The organism is Streptomyces argenteolus, assembly GCF_042902585.1.
Taxonomy (GTDB): domain Bacteria; phylum Actinomycetota; class Actinomycetes; order Streptomycetales; family Streptomycetaceae; genus Streptomyces; species Streptomyces argenteolus.
In genome coordinates this window covers 13,264-34,803 of sequence record NZ_JBIBEG010000002.1, presented here as the reverse complement: position 1 = coordinate 34,803, position 21,540 = coordinate 13,264, and the positions used below count along the sequence as shown (strand labels likewise).

The following is a 21,540-nucleotide window of genomic DNA, read 5'->3' as shown; positions in this document are numbered from 1 at the left end:
GTTCGGGTCAACGGCGTGACCCGAGGCGCTCCCCCGGGTTGAGCCGTACATGAAGCCACTCCTCAGCGTCGTCGTTCCCGTGCACAACGTCGAGGACTACCTGGAGGAGTGCCTCCGTTCACTGGCCGGCCAGTCCCTGGCGGACATCGAGGTGGTGCTCGTCGACGACGGCTCCACGGACGGGAGCGGCCGGATCGCCCGGGACTTCGCGGCGCGCGACCCCCGCTTCCGCTGCGTCCGCCAGTCCAACGCGGGCCTCAGCGCCGCCCGGAACACGGGGATCGCCCACACCACACCGGGCGTTCCGTATCTCGCGTTCGCCGACAGCGACGACGTCGTCGTCCCGGACGCGTACGCACGGATGCTGGCCTCCCTGGAGTCGACCGGCTCCGACCTGGTGACGGGCAACGTGTGGCGGCTGAACGACCGGGGAAGGCAGCAGGCCTGGCAGTACCGCTGGCTGACCGAGGACCGCCCGCGCACCCACATCACCCGCGACGCGCGCCTGCTGGCCGACCGGGTGGCCTGGAACAAGGTGTTCCGGCGGACCTTCTGGGACCGGCACTCCTTCACGTTCCCGGTGGGCAAGCTCTACGAGGACACCCCGGTGATGATCCCGGCGCACTACCTCGCCGGGTCGGTGGACGTGCTGCACCGCCACGTCTACCACTGGCGGGTGCGGGAGGGCTCGATCACCCGGCGGCGTACGGACGTCCGGGGCGTACGCGACCGGATCGCGGCCTGCGAGCAGGTCAGCGCGTTCCTGGCGGACCGCGGGCCCGCGCAGAGGCTGCGCTACGACACGTCCTGCCTGCGGGACGATTTCGTGTACTTCATGGAGGGACTGCCGATGGGCGGCCCCGCCTACCGCTCGGCGTTCATGCAGGACGCCGGCGTCTTCCTCGACCGGGCGGGCGACGCGGCCCTGACCGGATTGCCGGCCGAGGCGCGCATCCGCTGGCAACTGGTGCGGGAGCGCAGGCTCGACGACCTGCTGGCGGTCCTGGAGTTCGAACGGGCCAACGGCGCGGGCACGTTCACCGTCGAAGGGCTGCCGGGGCGGCGGCGCGCCACGCACCCCGGGATCGCGGAGGGCCGGAGCGCGTCGGCACGCCTGGGCCGCGGCGATCTCCCGGCCGTGGCACGCCTGGTGGAGTCGTCCTGGGGCGAGGACGGCCGGCTGCGGCTGCGGGGCTACGCGTACGTCCGCAACCTACCGGCGGCCACGGCCCGGCAGTCGCTGAAGGCGGGGCTCGTGCGGGAGGCGGGGGGCCGGCGGCTGAGGGCCGTGCCGGTCCGCACGGTCCGGACGGACCGGGCCACCGCCGACTCCGGCCAGGAGAGCCACTGTTACGACCACGCCGGCTTCGAGATGGTCCTGGACCCCGGGCGTCTGGGGGCGGGGCGCTGGCTGGTGGGCGTGGTGGTGGCCGGCCACGGCGTCGTGCGGCGGGCGGCCCTGCGCGCCGTGGAGGCGGGTGCGGCGCAACCTCTGGTCCACGACCTGGGCGGGGGCCTGCGCGCGGTGCTCGGCTACCGGGAGGGCCGGCTCGAACTGACCGTGACGCGCCTGCCCGCCCTGGCGGTCGCCCACGACGGCGGGTCCGGCACCCTGCGACTCACCGGCCGGCTGTACGGGGAGACCCGGCCCACCGCTCTCGTGCTCACCCGTGACGGGGCCGCGGAGCACGTCTGCCCGGTGACGTACGAGGACGACGACGGGGATGCGGGCGAGGTGAGCACGGAGGACGGAAGCAGCGGCGCGGGCGGACCCGGCGGCACTGGTGGGCCCGGCGGCGCGGACCGGCGTGACGGCGCGGGCTCCGGCCTCTTCCACGCCCGCGTCCCGCTGTCGGCGCTGGCCGACGGGACGACTACCGCGTCGGCACCGGCCGGACGGACGACCGGCGTCCTGCGGCCCGGGGGGCCCGTGGAGCCCGGCGGGCCCGGCGGGCGTACCGGCGGGCGCTGGCTGGTGGCGCTCCAGGACGCGGACGGCACCCGCGTGCCGCTCGCCGCCGCCCCGGAGCTGCCGCCGCCCGCCTTCGCCGACCCGGCGGGCCGTCTGGTGGTGGAGGTGACCGCCGAACCGCTCGCGGTGAGCGCCGGACCCGCTCCCGCCGGCGGGCTGCGCATCGACGTCCGCGGGGCCTCGTCCGGCGCGCTCGAACTGCGCCACAGCGCCCTCGGCGACACGGTGCCCGTCCCCGTCGAGAGGGGTGACGGGACGACGGAAGGCGCCTTCGCCGCCGTCCTCGCCGAGCCGCCGCGTGAGGGCGAGTGGGAGGTACTCCTCGACGGCCGCCCCGTCCGTGTGGGGGCCGCGCTCGCCGCGCGCCTGCCCCTGGGGGCCGCCGGGGCGCGGTTCCGGCTCGACCGCCGTCACGGCGACCGGCTGACCGTGCACGGTGCGCCGGCGCTCGGGGACGCCGAGCGGAGCGCGTACCACCAGCGCCGTCTGCGCACGGCGCACCACCCGGCTCAGCGGAAGCTGCCGCTGCGGGACGCCGTGCTGTACACCGGCGAGGGCTCCCCGCGCGCCGTGCACGCCGAGCTCGTGCGCCGGAGCACCGATGCGGAGCAGCTCTGGGTCACCGACGGCTCGGCGGGCTCCGCGGGCCGCGTCCCCTCCACCGCGACACCGGTCGTGGCACACAGCACCGCCTGGTACGAGGCGCTCGCCCGGGCCCGTCACATCGTCGCGGCCGGTCCGCTGCCGGTCTGGTTCGCACGCCGGCCGGGTCAGACGGTGGTCCAGACGTGGCACGACACCCCGCTCGGCCGGTTCGGCCTGGACCTCGAAGGCTCGCTCTACGCCGACCACCAGGAGCTCGCCACCCTGGCGCAGCGCTCCGCCCAGTGGTCCGTCCTGGTCTCCCCCGCCGGGTACGCCACCCCTCACCTGCGGCGCGCCCTGGCCTACGACGGCGAGGTGCTGGAGGCGGGCTCCCCGGCCGCCGACCTGCTGTGCACACCGGACCGTGACAGGACGGCCGAGCGGGTACGCCGCCGGCTCGGCGTTCCGGACGGCGGGCGCGTGGTGCTGTACGCCCCGACCTACCGCGACCATCTCGCGCACCCGCCGGCCGGTGTTCCCGCCGGGTCCGCCCCGCTGTACCGCTGGGATCCCGCGCTCGGCCTGGCCGAACTGGCGCGGACGCTCGACGCGCGTACGACCGTGCTGGTCCGCAGGCACCCCCGGGTGACCGGCAGCGTGCCGGCGCACGCCTCCCTGCGCGACGTGTCCGCCCATCCGGACGCGTCGGAGCTGCTGCTGATCGCCGACGTGCTGGTCACGGACTACTCGGGGCTGGCCTTCGACTTCGCCCACACCGGCCGGCCGATGCTCTTCCACACCTACGACCTGGAGCACTACCGGGACACGGTGCGCGGCTTCTGCCTGGACTTCGAGGCCCGCGCCCCCGGCCCCCTGCTCGCCACCACCGAGGAGGTGATCGAGGCCCTGCGGGAGGTGCCCGCGGCGACGGCACCGCACGCGCAGGCGTACGGGACCTTCCGGCGGGACCACTGCGGACCGGCGGACGGCGGGGCCGCACGCAGGATCGTGGACCGGCTGCTCGCCGTGGACGGTGGCGCCTAGAGGCGCCCGGTGCGGCAGGTGGCGTGGGCGCGCCCCGGAAGGCACCCTGAACACCGAACGCTCGAGCGCATCGCGGCGCGGTGGCTCGGACCCGACTCACCGGAGAGCGCCCCATGAGGATTCATCTGTCCAGCGTGTTCGTCGACGACCAGGACAAGGCCCTGCGCTTCTACACCGACGTGCTGGGCTTCGTGAAGAAGCACGAGATCCCGCTCGGCGCGGCCCGGTGGCTGACGGTCGTCTCGCCGGAAGCCCCCGAGGGGACCGAACTGCTCCTGGAACCCGACGGCCACCCCGCGGTGAAGCCGTACAAGACGGCGCTGGTCGCGGACGGCATCCCCGCCGCGTCCTTCGCGGTCGACGACGTGCCGGCGGAGTTCGAGCGGCTGCGCGGGCTCGGGGTGCGCTTCATCCAGGAGCCCGTGGAGATGGGCCCGGTCACCACGGCGGTCCTGGACGACACCTGCGGCAACCTCATCCAGATCGTGCACAGCGCCTAGTCCCGCACCGCCACGCACTCCCCGGGCGGCCCGGGGCGCCCACGCGCGGAGCCGCACACGGACGCGGAACACACGCTCCCCGGGACACCGCCCGGGCCCCCACGCACGGGACCGCCGGGCAGGCGAAGCCGCGCGGGGCACAGAGGCACCCGGCGCCCGGGCCGTGCGCGGCGCGCCGGGGCCTCGCGCCCGCTCGCGCGCCGGTCAGGCCTTGAGCGCCCGGACCGCCGAGGCCGCGAGGTCGTCCAGGTATCCCTTCGGCAGATCGCCCCGGACCACGACCAGGCGCCAGTAGAGCGGCCCGACGATCAGGTCCAGTGCCCGGTCCGGGTCGCTGCCCTCCGGCAGTTCCCCGCGTTCCACCGCCGCCCGTACGACCACGGCGGCCACGCCCTGCTGCTGGTCGAGCAGGGCCGCCTTGATCGCGCCGGAGATCTCCGGGTTACGCGCCGCCTCGACCAGCAGGTCCGGGATCACCTGCGAGGCCACGGGATGGCGCAGGGCGTACGCGGCCAGTTCGAGCACGGAGCGTACGTCGCCGTACAGCGAACCGGTGGCGGGCGCCGGCATGCCCTGGGCCGCGACGGCGGCGACCAGGTCCAGGACCAGATGCAGCTTGGACTTCCAGCGGCGGTAGACCGCGGTCTTGCCCACCCCGGCCCGCCTGGCGATGCCCTCGATGGACATCCGCGCGAAGCCCACGGCGGCCAGCTCGTCGAAGACGGCGCCGCGGATCGCGTCGGTCACGTCCTCGCGCAGCACCGCGGCACCTGCCGGGGTGCGGCGCCCGGTTCGCCGTTCGGTGGTCATGGCCCGAATGATAGACCGTAACGACGAAACGGTTGCGTTGCGACGTACACACGTCCTAGTCTCAGCGTTGCGACGATACGGTGCCGTCCCATCGAGCCCGCTCTGTTCGCCCTGTTCCCCCCGCCCCCGTCGAAAGCGATCGTGGTGAGCCAGACAGCAGCCCCGCCGGCCCCGGTGGACACCGCATCTCCCGCCCTCCTCCCCGTGTACGAACCAGGCGAGCTGGCCGCTCTCGCCGCCCGGCACGGGCTGACCGTGAGCGGGGCCCGCCCCTCACTCGGCGCGTACGTCAAGCAGCTCTGGGGGCGCAGGCACTTCATCACGGCATTCGCCACGGCCAAGCTGACCGCGCAGTACAGCCAGGCGAAGCTGGGGCAGATCTGGCAGATCATGACCCCGCTGCTCAACGCGACGGTCTACTACTTCATCTTCGGCGTCCTGATGAACACCAAGCACGGAGTCCCCGACTACGTGCCCTTCCTCGTCACCGGCGTCTTCATCTGGACCTTCACCTCCAGCTCCATCACCGCCGGCACCCGGGCGATCAGCGGCAACACCGGACTCGTCCGGGCCCTGCACTTCCCGCGCGCGTCCCTCCCCATCGCCCTCGCCCTCCAGCAGCTCCAGCAGCTGCTGTTCTCCCTCGGCGCCCTCTTCCTGATCCTGCTCGTGTTCGGCCAGTACCCGCGGCCCTCCTGGCTGCTGGCGATCCCCGCGCTCGCCCTCCAGGCACTCTTCAACACCGGCGTCTCGATGGTCATGGCCCGGCTGGCGGCCAAGACCCCCGACATCGCCCAGCTGACGCCCTTCATCCTGCGCACCTGGATGTACGCCTCCGGCGTGATGTGGAGCCTCGACACCCTGCTCACCGCCGACCGGGTGCCGCGTCTCGTCCTGCTGGCCCTCGAATGCAATCCGGCCGCCGTCTACATCGACCTGATGCGCTACGCCCTGATCGACAGCTTCACCGGGGCGCAGCTGCCCCCGCACGTGTGGGCGATCGCGACGGGCTGGGCGCTCCTGTGCGGCATCGGCGGTTTCGTCTACTTCTGGAAGGCCGAGGAGAGGTACGGACGTGGCTGACACCCTCGATTCACGTGTGCCCACCGTCGTCGTCGACGACGTCCACATCACCTACACGGTCAACGGCGCCCGCACCGGGCGCGGGAGCGCCACCTCCGCCCTGAACCGGATCGTCTCGCGCAGGCAGCCGCGGGGCGCACGCCAGGTGCACGCGGTGAAGGGGGTCAGCTTCGCCGCGTACAAGGGCGAGGCCATCGGCCTGATCGGCTCCAACGGCTCCGGGAAGTCGACGCTCCTGAAGGCGATCGCGGGCCTGCTGCCGCCGTCGAAGGGCCGCGTCCACACCCAGGGCCAGCCCTCGCTCCTCGGCGTCAACGCGGCCCTGATGAGCGATCTGACCGGGGAGCGCAACGTCGTGCTCGGTGGTCTCGCCATGGGCATGACCCGCGAGCAGATCCGCGCGCGCTACCAGGACATCGTCGACTTCTCCGGGATCAACGAGAAGGGCGACTTCATCACCCTGCCGATGCGCACCTACTCTTCCGGCATGGGCGCGCGACTGCGCTTCTCCATCGCGGCCGCCAAGAGCCACGACGTCCTGCTGATCGACGAGGCGCTGTCCACCGGCGACGCGAAGTTCCAGCGGCGCAGCAAGGACCGGATCATGGAGCTCCGCGAGGAGGCCGGCACGGTCTTCCTCGTCAGCCACAGCAACAGGTCCATCACCGAGACCTGCGACCGGGCGATCTGGCTGGAGGCCGGCACGCTGCGGATGGACGGACCGGCCAAGGAGGTCGTCGCCGCGTACGAGGAGTTCACCGGGCCCGTGAAGCCGAAGAAACCCAAGAAGTGAACGCGCGGCAGACGTGACACCGTCCGCCGGACGGGCCGGGGAGGCCCGTCCGGCGGACGGCTGGGGGGCGGCCCGCTCGGCCGCCTGGGGTCAGGCGTGCGTACGCAGCAGCGTCCGCATGGTCCGCATGGCCACCGACAGATTGGCCAGGTCGAACGCCTCCGAGCTGCGGATCTCCTCCAGGGTGGCGCGCGAACGCGCCAGGATCGCCGCGTTCTTCTCCTCCCACGCCGTGAACCGCTGCTCGGGCGACGAGGCCCCGTCGCCGACGGACAGCACGTCCGAGGTGAGCGCGGCGTGCGCCGCGTACAGGTCCTCACGGATGGAGGCGCGGGCCATGGACTGCCAGCGGTCGGCCCGCGGCAGCTCGATGATCCGGTCCATCAGCTGGGTGATGCCCAGCCGGTCGGCGAGGTCGTAGTACACCTCGGCGACCGCCAGGGGGTCCTTGTCCGTACGGTCCGCGATCGCCACGATGTCGAGGGCCGGGAAGGCCGAGGAGAATCCGGCCACCTTGATCGCCAGCTCCTCCGGGACCCCCACCGAGGTGAGCTCGTCGCGGATCGACTCGTACCACTCGGTGTCGGCGCCCTTGAGCAGCTTGGGCAGCTCGTTCCAGACGCGCTCGACCCCGTCGCGGAAGAACGCGACGGTCTCCGCGATCGCGACCGGCTGCGGGCGGTTGCCGAGCAGCCAGCGCGAGCCGCGCTCGACGAGCCGGCGCGCGTGCAGCCGGATCCGGGTCAGCACGTCGGCGGCGACCTTGTTGTCCAGCGCCTCCACGGCGTCCCACACGGCGGACAGGCCGAAGATCTCGCGGGCGGCGAACTGCGCCCGCACGATCTCCTCCAGCGACGCCCCGGTCTCCTCGCGCAGCCGGTGCAGGAACGTCGAGCCACCGGTGTTGACCGTGTCGTTGACCAGCACCGTCGTGATGATCTCGCGGCGCAGCGCGTGACCCTCGACGGCCTCGGGGAAGCGCTCGCTCAGCTGCTGGGGGAAGTAGGCGTGCACCAGCTTCTGCAGGTGCGCGTCGTCCGGCAGGCTGGTCGAGATCAGCTCCTCCGCCGCCGTGATCTTGGTGTAGGCGAGCAGCACGGCCAGTTCGGGCTGGCTGAGGCCCTTCCCGTGGTTCAGCAGCTCACGGATCTGGCGGTCGTTCGGCAGGAACTCCAGCGCCCGGTCGAGGTGCCCGTCACGGCCCAGCTTGCGCATGAAGCGCTGGTGGGCGTGGAGGAGCGAAGGGGCCTGGGCGCAGGCGTTGGCGAGCACGACGTTCTGCGCGTAGTTGTTGCGCAGCACGAGCTGGCCGACCTCGTCGGTCATCTCCGCGAGCACCTTGTTGCGCTGCTTCACGGTCAGGTCGCCGTCCCTGACGAGGCCGTTGAGCAGGATCTTGATGTTCACCTCGTGGTCCGAGGTGTCCACTCCGGCGCTGTTGTCGATCGCGTCGGTGTTGATCCGGCCGCCGGCCCGGGCGAACTCGATACGGCCGAGCTGGGTCGCCCCGAGGTTGCCGCCCTCGCCGACGACACGGGCCCGCAGGTCCGCGCCGTTCACCCGGATCGCGTCGTTGGCCTTGTCACCGACGTCGGCGTTCGACTCGGCCGAGGACTTGATGTAGGTGCCGATACCGCCGTTCCACACGAGGTCGACGGACGCCTTGAGGATGTTCTGCATCAGCTCGGCGGGCGTCATCTTGGTGACCTTGCCCTCGATGCCGAGCGCCGCGCGGATGTGCGCGTTGATCGGGATCGACTTGGCGGAACGCGGGTGGATGCCACCACCGGCGGACAGCAGGTCCGTGTTGTAGTCCGCCCAGGAGCTGCGCGGCAGGTCGAACAGCCGGCGCCGCTCGGCGTACGAGGTGGCGGCGTCCGGGTCCGGGTCGATGAAGATGTGCCGGTGGTCGAAGGCCGCGACCAGCCGGATGTGCTCGGAGAGCAGCATCCCGTTGCCGAACACGTCACCGGACATGTCGCCGACGCCGACGACGGTGAAGTCCTCCGTCTGGGTGTCGTGGCCCAGCTCACGGAAGTGCCGCTTCACGGACTCCCAGGCACCGCGGGCGGTGATGCCCATGCCCTTGTGGTCGTAGCCGGCCGAGCCGCCGGAGGCGAAGGCGTCGCCGAGCCAGAAGCCGTACGCGACGGCGACGTCGTTGGCGATGTCGGAGAAGCTCGCGGTCCCCTTGTCGGCGGCGACCACGAGGTAGGTGTCGTCCTCGTCGTGCCGGACGACCTCGGCGGGGTGGACGACCTCGCCGGTGACCATGTTGTCGGTGATGTCGAGCAGCGCCGAGATGAAGATCTTGTAGCAGGCGATGCCCTCGGCGAGCCAGGCGTCACGGTCCACGGCCGGGTCGGGCAGCTGCTTGGCGACGAAGCCGCCCTTGGCGCCCACCGGCACGATCACCGTGTTCTTGACCATCTGCGCCTTGACCAGGCCGAGGATCTCCGTACGGAAGTCCTCCCGGCGGTCCGACCAGCGCAGCCCGCCGCGGGCGACCTTGCCGAAGCGCAGGTGGACACCCTCGACGCGCGGCGAGTAGACCCAGATCTCGAACGCCGGTCGCGGCGCCGGGAGATCGGGGATCGCCTGCGGGTCGAACTTCATCGAGACGTAGTTGTGCGGCTCGTGGTCGTCGGCCAGCTGGAAGTAGTTCGTCCGGAGCGTGGCCTTGATGACGGTGAGGAAGGACCGCAGGATCCGGTCCTCGTCCAGCGACGCGACCTGGTCGAGGGCCCCGTCCAGCTCCTCCAGCAGCCCGTCGGTCAGCTCCGTGCCGGCCTTCTGCCGGGCCGGGGACATCCGGGCCTCGAAGAGGGAGACCAGCAGCCGGGTGGTGTGGACGTTGTTGCGGAGGGTGTCCTCCATGTAGTCCTGGCTGAAGGTCGAACCCGCCTGGCGCAGGTACTTCGCGTAGGCGCGCAGCACCATGGCCTGACGCCAGTCGAGACCGGCGCCCAGGACCAGCGAGTTGAAGCCGTCGTTCTCGGCCTCGCCGGTCCAGATCGCGGCGAAGGCCTCCTGGAAGCGGTCCCGGGCGTCGCCGGCGAGGTAGTCGCCGTTGCCGGTGCCCTTCTTGGGCAGGCGCAGCCCGAAGTCGTAGATCCAGGCGTGCGTGCGGTCGGCGCACCGCAGCTCGTACGGCCGCTCGTCGACGACCTCGACACCGAGTCGCTGGAGCGCGGGGAGGACGGCGGAGAGCGAGACCTGCTCACCGGTCCGGTAGATCTTGAACCGGCGCTCGGCGGGGCCCGCGCCGACCGGCTCGTACAGGCTGAGCGCGAAGTCCTTGCGCTCGCTCTTGAGCGCTTCGAGGTGGACCAGGTCGGCGACGGCCGCGCGCGGGGAGTGGTCGGCCTTGTACCCCTCGGGGAACGACTGCCCGTAACGGCGCAGCAGTTCGGCGGCGCGCTCCTCGCCGCACTCGGCGTTCAGCGCCTCCTGGAAGCCGTCGGCCCAGGAGCGGGCGGCCTCGACGAGGCGTCCCTCGATGCGGTCGGCGTCGGCGTCGGTGAGGTGCGGGAGCTCGGTGCCCGGCGGGACCCGGACCACGAAGTGCAGCCGGGAGAGGATCGACTCGGTGTTCCAGGCCGTGAAGTCGACGCTGGTGCCGCCCAGTTCCTCCTTGAGGATGTCGATCAGGCGCAGCCGCACCCCGGTGGTGTAGCGGTCACGGGGGAGGTAGACGAGGGCCGAGTAGTAGCGCCCGTACTCGTCCTGGCGCAGGTAGAGCCGGAGCCGGCGGCGCTCCTGGAGGTACAGCACGGAGGTGACGATGGAGCGCAGCTGGTCGACCGGGGTCTGGAACAGCTCGTCACGCGGGTAGGTCTCCAGGATCTGGAGCAGGTCACGGCCGTCGTGGCTGTTGGGCGTGAAGCCCGCCCCCTCCAGCACCTCGGCGACCTTGCGGCGCACCACGGGCACCCGGCGCACCGACTCGGTGTAGGCGGCGGACGAGAAGAGACCGAGGAAGCGCCGCTCGCCGATGACGTTGCCGTCGGCGTCGAACTTCTTCACGCCGACGTAGTCGAGGTAGCTGGGGCGGTGCACGGTCGCCCTGCTGTTGGCCTTCGTCAGGATGAGGAGCTTGTGCTCCCTCGCCTTGGCCCGGGCGTCGGCGGGGAGCCGGTCGAAGGACGGGCTCACCGGGTGGGCCTCGTCCTCGCTGTGCTTGGGGTCGGAGCGCAGGATGCCGAGCCCCGTCCCGGGGACCGCCGTCAGCGCGTCGGAGTCGCGGAGCTCGTACTCGCGGTAGCCGAGGAAGGTGAAGTGGTCCGCGGCGAGCCAGCGCAGCAGCTCGCGCGCCTCCTCGACCTCCTCGTCGGCCAGCTCGTCGAGCGGCTCCGACGGCAGGTCCTCGGCGATCCGCAGCGCGGCGTCGCGCATCTTGTCCCAGTCCTCGACGGTCTCCCGTACGTCGGACAGGACACGGAGCAGATCGGCGGTGATCTGCTTCAGGTCCGCACGGTCCGTCTCCCGGTCGATCTCGACGTGGATCCAGGACTCGACGAGCGCGTCGTGCGGCAGCTCGGCCCTGGCCTCCTTGCGGCCCTTGGCGCCGGTGGTGCCGTCGCGCCGGGGGCGGTCCTCGGCGAGCACCTCGATCAGCTTGCCGGTGACGTCGCGGCGGACGACCACCTGCGGGTGGATCACGAGGTGGATGCCCCGGCCCTGCCGGGACAGCTCGTTGGTGACCGAGTCGACCAGGAAGGGCATGTCGTCGGTGACGACCTCGACGACGGAGTGGCTGCTCGTCCAGCCGTTCTCCTCGACGGTCGGCGTGTGCACCCGGACGTTGGCCGTGCCCTGCGGACGGCTCTCGGCGAGCCGGTAGTGCGACGAAGCGGCGCCGAAGACGTCGACCGGGTCGCGGTCGGTGATGTCCTCCGGAGCGGTGTGCAGGTAGTAGCGCTGGAAATAGGCGAGCAGCATCTCCTGGGCCGACGGTTCACCCTGGCCGGCCTCGGTGCCGTCCGCGGCTTCGCTGCCGGTCCCGGCTGCGGTCCCTGCTTCGGCAAGGTGCACCCGGAGGCCGCCTCCCGGGCCACCGACACCACCGCCCGGACTGTTGTCAGCTACCCGGGCCGCCCGTGCGAGCAGCTCGGCCTTGGCTTCGTCCAGCTTGGTCTGCATGTCCTCTGGCTCCTGTCGCGCGCCGTTGCGTGACGTAGGTGTAAACGACGACGTACCGCCACGACGCGGGGTTTCCGGTCTGGATCGACGCTATGCCGCCTGGGGAGATTCCCGGGACCATATCGGCCATGTTCGGCAGACCGCCCGGGATGCGGAGATCGCGGATCGCCCGGGTGCTGTGGCACTCCGGGCGCAGGCCGGGGGCTTCGCTGCCCCCGAGGCGTATCGCGCTGATCACGGCCCCAGGCTATCCCTCTCGCACCCACAACCGTCATGAGCCGCATATGTACAAAAGAACATCCCGAACTTTGACACTCTGGACATCGCCCGGAGACGCTCGCGACACGTAACGGGTGCGTGCGGCGCGTAGCGCAGGGAGCGGCAGCGGTGGGCGGCGTGCGAGGCGTGGGCGGCACCTGTCGGGTGGAGCCTCAGCGGTGGGCGACGTGGGCGGCGCCCGTCGCGTGGAACCTCACTCCGCCATCAGCCCTGCCAGGGTCACCGCCTCGGCCAGGGTGTCCACCACGGGGACACCCGCGCCTTCCAGGCTGGCCCGGCTGTGCGAACCGCCCGTGTAGAGCACCGCACGCGCCCCGACGTGCGCCGCGGCCACGGCGTCGTCGACCGCGTCACCGATGACGACCGCCCGCTCGGGAGGGATGCCGCCCAGCACCTCGAAGTGGCGCGCCATGTGCTGCGCCTTGCTGCCGCCCGAGGGCCCGGTGCGGCCGTCGACCCGCAGGAAGTGACGCTCGATGCCGTACGCCCGCACCACCGGGACCAGGTGCTCGTGGCCGTACATGCTCAGCAGCGACTGGCTGCCGCCCGCCCGCTTCCAGCGGTCCAGCAGCTCCTCCACACCGGCGGTCAGCCCGCAGGCGACCCGCTGCTCGGTGTAGTGACGGTGGAAGAGGCCGTCCATCCGCTCCCACTCGGCGGGAGTGGGCAGCCTGCCCATGAGCCGCTCGTAGAACTTGGGTATCGGCACGCAGTACGTCTCGCGGTACTGCTCCAGCGTGAGCGGAGCGAGGTCGACCTCCGCGAACGCGGCGTTCGTCGCCCCGAGGACGGCCTCGATGTCGTCGAGCAGGGTGCCGTTCCAGTCCCAGACCAGATGGGTGCGGTGCTTTGCCGATGTCGCCATGGAGAGAAAATACTCGCCGGGTACGACAGACGCCCCGTCGAGCCCTCGGCCGGCGCTTCCGCGACCCGGTGCCCTCAGGCGAGGAGGCCGGGAATCTCCTGGATTCCGAACCACAGGAGTTCGTGGTCCTCCGCGCCGTCCACGGTGAACCGGGCGTCGTCGTCACCGAGGTCGGCCGCCCCCAGGGCCGAGGCAGCCGCGGCGACGTCCTTCTCGGCGTCGTCCGCGTCGACGTGCACGGCCGCGGCCTTCGACAGCGCCACCGCGTCAGCGATCCGCACCTCACCGAGGGAGGCGGCGTCCAGGACGTGATCCGGGTCGGCGACAGCCGCGCCGTCCGGCACGTCGAGGGCGACGACGACGCGGCGCCGGGGTTCGTCCGGCTTCGCCGCGATCAGCCGCAGCGAAGCGGCGGCGGCCCGGTTGAGCGCCGCGTACTCCAGCTCCTCGATGTCGTCGGAGACGTACCACTCACGCAGCCCCGGCGTCACGGCGTAGGCAGTCAGCGGCCCCGGTCCGATCTCGCCCGCCCCGTGCACCGCGGCAAGACCGGAGAGTGTCAGGGGGACGTACACACGCATGGCTGACCGCTTTCGTAGTCGATGACGCCATCAGGATACGTGCGGCGTCCCCCTTCGGGGTTGCCGATCCACCCCCTGCCGTCCACCCCGCGACGGCCGTCACCCCCGCCGTTCCCTTGCGGCGCGGGGCCCGTCACCTGGATAGGTGATCCCGGCCGGCGCGCGCCACGGCCCCCGCCTCGCTTGCGGGGCCGCCGACCGGCCCCGTAGAAGGTCCCCAGCAGAAGTTACCGCCCGGTACTCCCGGGCGCCGGACAGCAGCCACGGGGGCTACGAGCATGAGCACGGACAGGACGAGGCCGGCCGGACGGCACGACCGCAGCAGGCCGGGCACGGTACCGGCACAACGCCCGCGGAGGCCTCTGCGTCCGCACCAGTGGTTCGCGGAACGCCTGCTCGCCGTCCTGAGCGGCCAGCGCCCGGTGCACTGGATGCTGGGCCACACGATCGGCGAGGCGTACGACCAGCTCGCCGAACTCGCCCCGGACGCCCCCCTCGGCGCGGGCCACGGGCGACCGGTCGTCCGCACCTGCCACGGCACCCAGCCGGCCGACGGCGTCGTCGAGGCCTTCGCCAGCATCGCCACGGGCGAGCGGGTACGCGCCATGGCCTTCCGCCTGGAACAGGGCCCCGACCTGCGCTGGCGCTGCGCCGCCATCGACCTGGGAGGAGAACGCCTCTGCACGGCGAAATGACCGTGCTGTCCGCCGACGGCCGGGTCAGGCGCCCCTCTCGCGACCGCACGGTCCACCGCGCACCGGGCCTCACGGAGCCGCACAAGGGCGCCAGAGCCCCTGAAAACCCTCGGCAGGCACATGGAGACGGGCCACGCCTCGTGAGGGCCGGAGAACCCCGGAGAACGGTCCGGGGTCGGACACGCGCGTGATGTCCGCCCCGTGCCGCTGGCCGGATACGCCTACCGGCGAGCGGTCTCGCGGGGCCCGCCGGAGGTGGAGGGCGCACATTCGGCGAGGCGCGGTCCGCGAGAGGCACCACCACCGGTGCGAGGCGGGAGGCGCGGTCCACGGGAAGCGCAGAACGGCGTGGCCCGGACACCGTGTGATGTCCGGGCCACGCCGTTCTGCCCATGCTCCTGCCGGCACGCGTCTCGCAGGCACACGTTCCACGGAACGTGCGCCTCGCGTCGAAGCGCGTTCAGGGCAAGGTGCTCCCCCACGGGTGGAAGCACGCCCCGCGCGGGCCGCGCCACCACGGATGCGAGACACGCCCCGCGGGGAGCGCGCTCGCGTGGTGGCGCGTTCCGCTACTTCTTGCGGCGCCGCCCGCCGGCGCTCTTCTGCGCCTTGCGGCGCTCCGCACGCGTCAGCCCGTCGCCCTCGGAGCGCGCGGCGTCACCGTTGGTGAAGTCGCCCTCGACGACCCCGCCCTCGCCGTCGACCGTGGGAGCCGAGAAGTGCAGCCGGTCCGGGCGCTGCGGAGCGTCCAGGCCCTTGGCCCGGATCTCCGGACGCCCGGCCGCGGCGGCCACCGGCGCACCCTGCTTCTCCAGCGAGGTCCGCTCGCCCGCGTCCTGCACCGGGACCTCCTCGACCTGCTGCTCGACCTGGACCTCCAGGTTGAACAGGTAGCCGACGGACTCCTCCTTGATGCCCTCCATCATGGCGTTGAACATGTCGAAGCCCTCGCGCTGGTACTCGACCAGCGGGTCCTTCTGCGCCATGGCCCGCAGGCCGATGCCCTCCTGGAGGTAGTCCATCTCGTAGAGGTGCTCACGCCACTTGCGGTCCAGGACGGACAGCACCACGCGCCGCTCCAGCTCACGCATGATGTCCGAGCCGAGCGTCTTCTCGCGCTCCTCGTACTGCTCGTGGATGTCGTCCTTCACCGACTCGGCGATGAAGTCGGCCGTGACTCCGGCCAGGTCGCCCGCGGCCTCCTCCAGCTCGGCGACCGTCACCTTCACCGGGTAGAGCTGCTTGAAGGCACCCCACAGCCGGTCCAGGTCCCACTCCTCGGCGAAGCCCTCCGCCGTCTCCTGGCGGATGTAGTCGTCGATCGTGTCGTCCATGAAGTGACGGATCTGGTCCTGGAGGTCCTCGCCCTCCAGCACGCGCCGGCGCTCGCCGTAGATGACCTCACGCTGCCGGTTGAGCACCTCGTCGTACTTCAGGACGTTCTTGCGCGTCTCGAAGTTCTGCTGCTCCACCTGCGACTGCGCGGAGGCGATCGCCCGGGTCACCATCTTGTTCTCGATCGGGACGTCGTCGGGAACGTTGGCCATCGACATCACGCGCTCGACCATCTGGGCCTTGAACAGCCGCATCAGGTCGTCGCCCAGCGAGAGGTAGAACCGGGACTCGCCCGGGTCACCCTGACGGCCGGAACGACCGCGCAGCTGGTTGTCGATTCGCCGCGACTCGTGGCGCTCCGTGCCCAGCACGTAGAGCCCGCCGAGCTCCTTGACCTCTTCGAACTCCGCCTTCACGGCCTGCTCGGCCTTCTCCAGCGCGGCGGGCAGGGCGGCGGCCCACTCCTCGACGTGGTCCACCGGGTCCAGACCGCGCTGGCGCAGCTCCGCCTCGGCGAGGTCGTCCGGGTTACCGCCGAGCTTGATGTCGGTGCCTCGGCCGGCCATGTTCGTGGCGACCGTGACGGCGCCCTTGCGGCCGGCCTGGGCGACGATCGTCGCCTCACGGTCGTGCTGCTTGGCGTTGAGGACCTCGTGCTGGACACCGCGCTTGGAGAGCTGCTGCGAGAGGTACTCGGACTTCTCGACGGAGGTGGTGCCGACCAGGATCGGCTGCCCCTTCTCGTGCTTCTCCGCGATGTCGTCGACGACCGCCGCGAACTTCGCGACCTCGGTCCGGTAGATCAGGTCCGACTGATCGGCGCGGACCATCGGCCGGTTCGTCGGGATCGGCACGACGCCCAGCTTGTAGATCTGGTGGAACTCGGCGGCCTCGGTCATCGCCGTACCGGTCATGCCCGAGAGCTTGTCGTACAGACGGAAGAAGTTCTGGAGGGTGATCGTGGCGAGGGTCTGGTTCTCGTCCTTGATGTCCACCCCTTCCTTCGCCTCGATGGCCTGGTGCATGCCCTCGTTGTAGCGGCGGCCGGCGAGGATACGGCCGGTGTGCTCGTCGACGATCATGACTTCGCCGTCGATGACGACGTAGTCCTTGTCCTTCTTGAAGAGTTCCTTGGCCTTGATCGCGTTGTTGAGGTACCCGACGAGCGGGGTGTTCACCGACTCGTAGAGGTTGTCGATCCCGAGCCAGTCCTCGACCTTGGAGACACCGGGCTCGTGGATGGCCACGGTCCGCTTCTTCTCGTCGACCTCGTAGTCGCCGGTCTCCTCGATGCCCTTCAGCGGATTGCCCGCCTCGCCCCGGGTCAGGCGCGTGACCAGCTTGGCGAAGTCGCCGTACCACTTGGTGGCCTGGTCGGCGGGGCCGGAGATGATCAGCGGCGTACGGGCCTCGTCGACGAGGATCGAGTCGACCTCGTCGACGATGGCGAAGTTGTGGCCGCGCTGGACGAGCTCGTCCTTGGACCACGCCATGTTGTCGCGGAGGTAGTCGAAGCCGAACTCGTTGTTCGTGCCGTACGTGATGTCGCAGGCGTACTGCTCACGGCGCTGCGCCGGGGTCATGTTGGCGATGATGCAGCCGACCTCGAGGCCGAGGAACTTGTGCACCCGGCCCATCAGCTCGGAGTCACGCTCGGCCAGGTAGTCGTTGACCGTGATCAGGTGCACGCCCTTGCCGGAGAGCGCGTTGAGATACGCGGGCAGGGTGCCGACGAGGGTCTTGCCCTCACCGGTCTTCATCTCGGCCACGTAGCCGAGGTGCAGGGCGGCGCCGCCCATCATCTGTACGTCGTAGTGGCGCTGTCCGAGAACGCGCTTCGCGGCCTCACGGACGGTCGCGAATGCTTCGGGAAGCAGGTCGTCCAGGCTCTCGCCGTCCGCGTACCGTTCCTTGTACTCGTCGGTGAGCGCCCGCAGCTCGGCGTCGGAGAGGTTGACGAAGTCCTCTTCGATGGAGCTGACCTGGTCCGCGATGCGGTGCAGTTTGCGCAGGATCTTGCCTTCGCCTGCACGCATGAGCTTGTTGAAGACGGACACTGAGGCTGGTCTCCTTGCCGGTCGGGCCTGGCACTGGGTCGTGTGATGGACTCTGGCGCGGGCACGGCAGGTAGGCCCTACCGCAACGGCCATCGTAAGCGAGGACCCCACCACGCCGGGAGGGCTGCTGCCGCGTTGTCCCCGCCGCACCCCTCCAGGACAACGGACAGAGGGGACGGAAGGTGCCGGGCAGCCCGAAAAGTGTTCGCATCCCGCGCCCGCGCTGACCAGAATCCGTGCATGGAAACCACCACGGTCACCACCGAACGCCTGCTCCTGCGGCCTTTCGGGCCCGAGGACGCGGAGGCGACCTACACGGCGTGCCAGGATCCGGCGATCCAGCGCTGGACGGTCGTCCCCTCGCCGTACACCCGTGCGGACGCGGAGCTCTTCACACGGAAGCTCTCGCCCGCGGGCTGGCAGGACGGCTCGATGTACAACTTCGCGGTGCTGCTCCGGCCCGGCGGGCCCCTCGTCGGCGCGCTCGGCCTCAACCGCCGCGAATCCCCGGGTACGTACGAGGTCGGGTACTGGACGGCCCGGGAACACCGCGGCGCCGGCCTCATGACCGAGGCGGTGCTCGGGGCCGCCCGCTGGGCCTTCTCCGCCCTCGGCACGGATCGCCTGGAATGGCGGGCCGAGATCGGCAACACCCCGTCACGAAAGGTGGCGCTGCGTGCCGGATTCCGCATGGAGGGTGACCAACGAGCGGCCCTGCTCAACAAGGGCGTACGGCGTGACACCTGGTCCGGCTCGCTGCTCCCGGCCGATCTGGGACTGCCCGGCACCCTTCCGTACATCCCGGCCCCCGATGTCAGTGGCGCCCCCTAGGGTCGCCCCATGACGTCTGTGCCGCAGCCCGCTCTGGAACTCTCCGCCGACCAGGCACGCCGGATCGCCCTGCGCGCCCAGGGCCTCCTGGGCGCTCCCGACCGCCGGAGCGGGGTCCCGGGGGTACTGCGCCATCTCGGGGCGGTCCAGCTCGACACGATCTCCGTCCTCGCCAGGTCGCACGAACTCGTGCCGTACGCCCGTCTCGGGGCGCTCGGCCGGCGCGCGGTCGAGGAGGCGTACTGGTCGGGGGGCCGCTCGTTCGAGTACTGGTCGCACGCCGCGTGCGTCCTGCCCGTCGAGGAGTGGCCGCACTTCGCCTTCCGCCGCCGCGCCTACCGCTCCCGGCCGCAGTGGGCCCACGACCTCCCCGACGGGGCGTACGAGACGGTGATCAACCAGCTGCGCACCGAGGGCCCGTTGACGGCGACCGCGCTCGGCGGCGCGAAGAACGGCGGAGAGTGGTGGGACTGGTCCGCCTCCAAGGTCGCCGTCGAACGCGCCCTGATGTACGGCGAGGTGGTGTGCACCGAGCGACGTGGCTGGAAGCGGGTCTACGACCTCGCCGAGCGCGCGATTCCCGCCGCCCTGCTCCACGACGACCTGGACGACGCCGAGTGCGCGCGGCGCCTGGTGGCACTGGCCGGGCGTTCACTGGGCGTCGGCACCCGGGCGGACATCGCGGACTACCACCGGCTCAAGGGCGAGCAGTTCGACGCCGTCGTGGAGGAATCCGGGCTGGTCCCGGTGTCGGTGCGGGGCTGGGCGAAGCCGGCCTGGGCCCACCCGGAGGCGCTGGCCTCGGAGCCACGCGGCCGGCACCGCACGACGCTGCTGTCCCCCTTCGACTCGCTGATCTGGGAACGGGCGCGTACGGAGCGGATCTTCGGCTTCACCCACCGCCTGGAGGCGTACGTCCCCCGGCCCAAGCGGATCCACGGCTACTTCGCCATGCCCTTGCTGGCGGGCGGACGGCTGCGGGGCCGGGTCGACCCGGCGAGGGAGGGGACCACGCTGGTCGCCCGCCAGGTGTCCCTGGACGGGGGTAAGTCCGTGGCGCCGATGGCCGAGGCGCTCGTGGAGGCCGCGTCCTGGGTGGGTTGCACGGACGTGCGGCTGGAGCGGGTCGAGGCTCCGGAGCTGCGCGAGCCGCTCGCCGCCGAGATCGCCCGCATCCTCGGTTAGGGGCTCCGCCGGCCGGAACTCCCCGTCGCCTTGGGCCGGAGCGCTCCGGGGCGCTCTCCGCCCTCGAAAGCGCTACCTGATCTCGAGGATCTTCTCGCGCATCGCGTAGACGACCGCTTCCATCCGGGAGTGCAGCTGAAGCTTCTCCAGGATATTGCGGACGTGGTTCTTCACCGTGTTCTCGGAGATGAACAGTTCTTTGGCGATGTCACGGTTGTTCATGCCCGTGGCGACGAGTTTGAGCACTTCCAGCTCCCGCTCGGTGAGACGCGGTGCGGGTACGAGCCGGCGCTCGTCGGTGCGCTGAATCATCGACTTGAACTCGGTGAGCAGTTTGGACGCCATCGAAGGACTGATCTGGGACTGGCCGTCCGCCACCGCGCGAATGGCCGTGGCCACCTCGTCGGTGGAAATCTCCTTGAGGAGGTAACCGGTCGCACCGGCCTTGATCGCCTCGTAGAGGTCGGCCTCCTCGTCGCTGATCGTCAGCATGATGATCTTCGCGCTGGGAGCCACCTCCTTGATGGAGGTGCACGCCTCGATGCCGCCGCGCTTCGGCATCCGCACGTCCATCAGCACGATGTCGGGCAGCAGGTCCGCCGCCTTGTCGACCGCCTCGGCTCCGTCGCCCGCCTCACCGACGACCTGGATGTCCTCCTCCTGCGCGAGGACGATCTCCAGGCCCCTGCGGAAGAGGGCGTGGTCGTCCACCACCAGCACCCTGATGGGTTCCTTGCGGGAACCTCCGTCGTCCGCCCCGGAATCCGCACCGGCAGCGCTGTCGGCATCGTTCGTCCCGCGCACGGGCCCGAAGGTGTCCGCCATCGTTCCTCCCCCTGAAGGCCACGGCCCGAGGTCACAAGCTGTCCGCCAACGGCAGTGCGCAGAGCACTGATTGGCCTGGGACGCCATGCTTTCATGCCCGGCCCCCCAAGCGATGCCCCCGCGGTCACGCGCGATGCCCCCGGTGGCGCGAAGACGCTTCCAGGGGCACGGCGTTGTCGTCTGTGGATGGTGGCGTCAGCCGCCGAGCGCACCGCCCGCTCCGCCGGCCCCGTCGGAGGCGAGCGGGTCGGTCCTCAGGTGGATGACACCGTAGTCGTACGCATGCCGCCGGTAGACGACACTGGGCTCCTTGGTCTCGGAGTCGACGAACAGGTAGAAGTCGTGACCGACCAGCTCCATCTCGTAGAGCGCCTGGTCGAGCGTCATCGGTGCTGCGACGTGCGTCTTCTCGCGCACCACGAGCGGGCCTTCGCCCTGCACCTCGAGCGAACCCATCTTTGTGGTGGGCACGGGTGACGCCGTCTCCTCGGGGACCAGCTCGCCGTCCCCGTTGAACGAGGCCGCGCCGGGCACGACCTCCGCCACCTCGGCTGCCGAGATCCGGCCGCTGCCACGCCTGCTGTAGCGCTTGTCGTGCTCCTTGCGCAGCCGTGCGTCCAGCTTGTCGGTGGCCAGGTCCAGCGCTGCGTACGGGTCGCCTGCCGCCGCTTCCGCCCGGATGACCGGCCCACGTGAGCGGAGCGTGATCTCCACCCTTGCAGCACGGTCGGCCTGACGGGGATTCGGCTCCTTGGACACCTCGACGTCAAGGCTGATCACCTTGCCGTCGAACTTCTGGATCTTGTCCAGCTTCAGCTTCTCGGCCACGTGCTTGCGGAACCGCTCGGGCACCTCGGTCTTGCGGCCCTTGACGACGATGTCCACGCAGAACTCCGTTCCCGGATCGCTCCGCTTCGGCGGCGGAGCATCTCCCTTTTGCACCAGACTCCGGTGATCG

14 protein-coding genes are annotated in these 21,540 nt (G+C 71.2%); 7 read left to right on the top strand and 7 right to left on the bottom strand.

Translation table 11 applies throughout. The annotated features are described in order from the left end of the window. Positions 1–49 precede the first annotated feature (49 nt). Together ACFY8O_RS06795 and ACFY8O_RS06790 are read left to right on the top strand one after the other, a co-directional pair. Positions 50–3,601: a bifunctional glycosyltransferase/CDP-glycerol:glycerophosphate glycerophosphotransferase gene (locus ACFY8O_RS06795; protein ID WP_387899697.1), complete on the top strand. Its 3,552-nt coding sequence runs from the start codon at positions 50–52 to the stop codon at positions 3,599–3,601. A gap of 113 nt (positions 3,602–3,714) precedes the next feature. Continuing rightward, on the top strand, positions 3,715–4,101 hold the full coding sequence (locus ACFY8O_RS06790; RefSeq protein WP_387899695.1) for a VOC family protein: 387 nt from the start codon (positions 3,715–3,717) through the stop codon (positions 4,099–4,101). A 204-nt stretch (positions 4,102–4,305) separates the two neighbouring features. On the opposite strand, the gene ACFY8O_RS06785 is transcribed toward ACFY8O_RS06790, so the two are convergent. Next, on the bottom strand, positions 4,306–4,911 hold the full coding sequence (locus ACFY8O_RS06785; protein ID WP_387899693.1) for a TetR/AcrR family transcriptional regulator: 606 nt from the start codon (positions 4,909–4,911) through the stop codon (positions 4,306–4,308). 141 nt (positions 4,912–5,052) lie between these two features. Here ACFY8O_RS06785 and ACFY8O_RS06780 point away from each other — a divergent pair, with 141 nt between their 5' ends. Beyond that, positions 5,053–5,994, top strand: a complete 942-nt coding sequence (locus ACFY8O_RS06780) for an ABC transporter permease (protein WP_145801176.1) — start codon at positions 5,053–5,055, stop codon at positions 5,992–5,994. Continuing rightward, positions 5,987–6,787, top strand: a complete 801-nt coding sequence (locus ACFY8O_RS06775; RefSeq protein ID WP_387899690.1) for an ABC transporter ATP-binding protein — start codon at positions 5,987–5,989, stop codon at positions 6,785–6,787. The genes ACFY8O_RS06780 and ACFY8O_RS06775 overlap by 8 nt, the downstream gene beginning before the upstream one ends. A gap of 90 nt (positions 6,788–6,877) precedes the next feature. On the opposite strand, the gene ACFY8O_RS06770 is transcribed toward ACFY8O_RS06775, so the two are convergent. The 3 genes from ACFY8O_RS06770 to ACFY8O_RS06760 form a co-directional block, all read right to left on the bottom strand. Continuing rightward, positions 6,878–11,929 carry an NAD-glutamate dehydrogenase gene (locus tag ACFY8O_RS06770; protein WP_387899688.1) on the bottom strand — a complete coding sequence of 1,684 codons (5,052 nt, stop codon included), beginning with the start codon at positions 11,927–11,929 and terminating at the stop codon, positions 6,878–6,880. 472 nt (positions 11,930–12,401) lie between these two features. Then, a complete protein-coding gene (locus ACFY8O_RS06765; protein ID WP_387899687.1) occupies positions 12,402–13,073 on the bottom strand; it encodes an HAD family hydrolase in 672 nt (223 codons plus the stop codon). Positions 13,074–13,147: 74 nt separating this feature from the next. Continuing rightward, on the bottom strand, positions 13,148–13,654 hold the full coding sequence (locus ACFY8O_RS06760; RefSeq protein ID WP_387899685.1) for a DUF6912 family protein: 507 nt from the start codon (positions 13,652–13,654) through the stop codon (positions 13,148–13,150). Positions 13,655–13,932: 278 nt separating this feature from the next. Here ACFY8O_RS06760 and ACFY8O_RS06755 point away from each other — a divergent pair, with 278 nt between their 5' ends. Continuing rightward, a complete protein-coding gene (locus ACFY8O_RS06755) occupies positions 13,933–14,349 on the top strand; it encodes an Rv3235 family protein (RefSeq protein WP_145801170.1) in 417 nt (138 codons plus the stop codon). Between the two features lie 569 nt (positions 14,350–14,918). On the opposite strand, the gene secA is transcribed toward ACFY8O_RS06755, so the two are convergent. After that, positions 14,919–17,741 carry a preprotein translocase subunit SecA gene (gene secA / locus ACFY8O_RS06750; protein WP_387899683.1) on the bottom strand — a complete coding sequence of 941 codons (2,823 nt, stop codon included), beginning with the start codon at positions 17,739–17,741 and terminating at the stop codon, positions 14,919–14,921. A 240-nt stretch (positions 17,742–17,981) separates the two neighbouring features. Here secA and ACFY8O_RS06745 point away from each other — a divergent pair, with 240 nt between their 5' ends. Together ACFY8O_RS06745 and ACFY8O_RS06740 are read left to right on the top strand one after the other, a co-directional pair. Beyond that, the gene (locus tag ACFY8O_RS06745) at positions 17,982–18,572 is read left to right on the top strand and encodes a GNAT family N-acetyltransferase (protein WP_387899681.1); all 591 of its coding nucleotides are present in this window, start codon (positions 17,982–17,984) and stop codon (positions 18,570–18,572) included. A 9-nt stretch (positions 18,573–18,581) separates the two neighbouring features. Continuing rightward, the gene (locus tag ACFY8O_RS06740) at positions 18,582–19,757 is read left to right on the top strand and encodes a winged helix-turn-helix domain-containing protein (protein WP_387899679.1); all 1,176 of its coding nucleotides are present in this window, start codon (positions 18,582–18,584) and stop codon (positions 19,755–19,757) included. Positions 19,758–19,829: 72 nt separating this feature from the next. Here ACFY8O_RS06740 and ACFY8O_RS06735 read toward each other — a convergent pair whose 3' ends face one another. Together ACFY8O_RS06735 and hpf are read right to left on the bottom strand one after the other, a co-directional pair. Then, positions 19,830–20,582 (bottom strand): response regulator, encoded by a 753-nt coding sequence (locus tag ACFY8O_RS06735; RefSeq protein WP_145801165.1) that lies wholly within the window; start codon positions 20,580–20,582, stop codon positions 19,830–19,832. Between the two features lie 195 nt (positions 20,583–20,777). After that, complete coding sequence (gene hpf / locus ACFY8O_RS06730) at positions 20,778–21,467, bottom strand: ribosome hibernation-promoting factor, HPF/YfiA family (RefSeq protein WP_145801164.1); 690 nt, start codon at positions 21,465–21,467, stop codon at positions 20,778–20,780. Between the last annotated feature and the right edge of the window lie 73 nt (positions 21,468–21,540).

Excerpts from the sequence above, each read along its gene's own strand:
- ACFY8O_RS06795 (WP_387899697.1), top strand. The coding sequence starts at position 50 with ATGAAGCCACTCCTCAGCGTCGTCGTTCCCGTGCACAACGTCGAGGAC.
- ACFY8O_RS06790 (WP_387899695.1), top strand. The coding sequence starts at position 3,715 with ATGAGGATTCATCTGTCCAGCGTGTTCGTCGACGACCAGGACAAGGCC.
- ACFY8O_RS06785 (WP_387899693.1), bottom strand. The coding sequence starts at position 4,911 with ATGACCACCGAACGGCGAACCGGGCGCCGCACCCCGGCAGGTGCCGCG.
- ACFY8O_RS06770 (WP_387899688.1), bottom strand. The coding sequence starts at position 11,929 with ATGCAGACCAAGCTGGACGAAGCCAAGGCCGAGCTGCTCGCACGGGCG.
- ACFY8O_RS06765 (WP_387899687.1), bottom strand. The coding sequence starts at position 13,073 with ATGGCGACATCGGCAAAGCACCGCACCCATCTGGTCTGGGACTGGAAC.
- ACFY8O_RS06760 (WP_387899685.1), bottom strand. The coding sequence starts at position 13,654 with ATGCGTGTGTACGTCCCCCTGACACTCTCCGGTCTTGCCGCGGTGCAC.
- ACFY8O_RS06755 (WP_145801170.1), top strand. The coding sequence starts at position 13,933 with ATGAGCACGGACAGGACGAGGCCGGCCGGACGGCACGACCGCAGCAGG.
- ACFY8O_RS06745 (WP_387899681.1), top strand. The coding sequence starts at position 17,982 with ATGGAAACCACCACGGTCACCACCGAACGCCTGCTCCTGCGGCCTTTC.
- ACFY8O_RS06740 (WP_387899679.1), top strand. The coding sequence starts at position 18,582 with ATGACGTCTGTGCCGCAGCCCGCTCTGGAACTCTCCGCCGACCAGGCA.
- ACFY8O_RS06735 (WP_145801165.1), bottom strand. The coding sequence starts at position 20,582 with ATGGCGGACACCTTCGGGCCCGTGCGCGGGACGAACGATGCCGACAGC.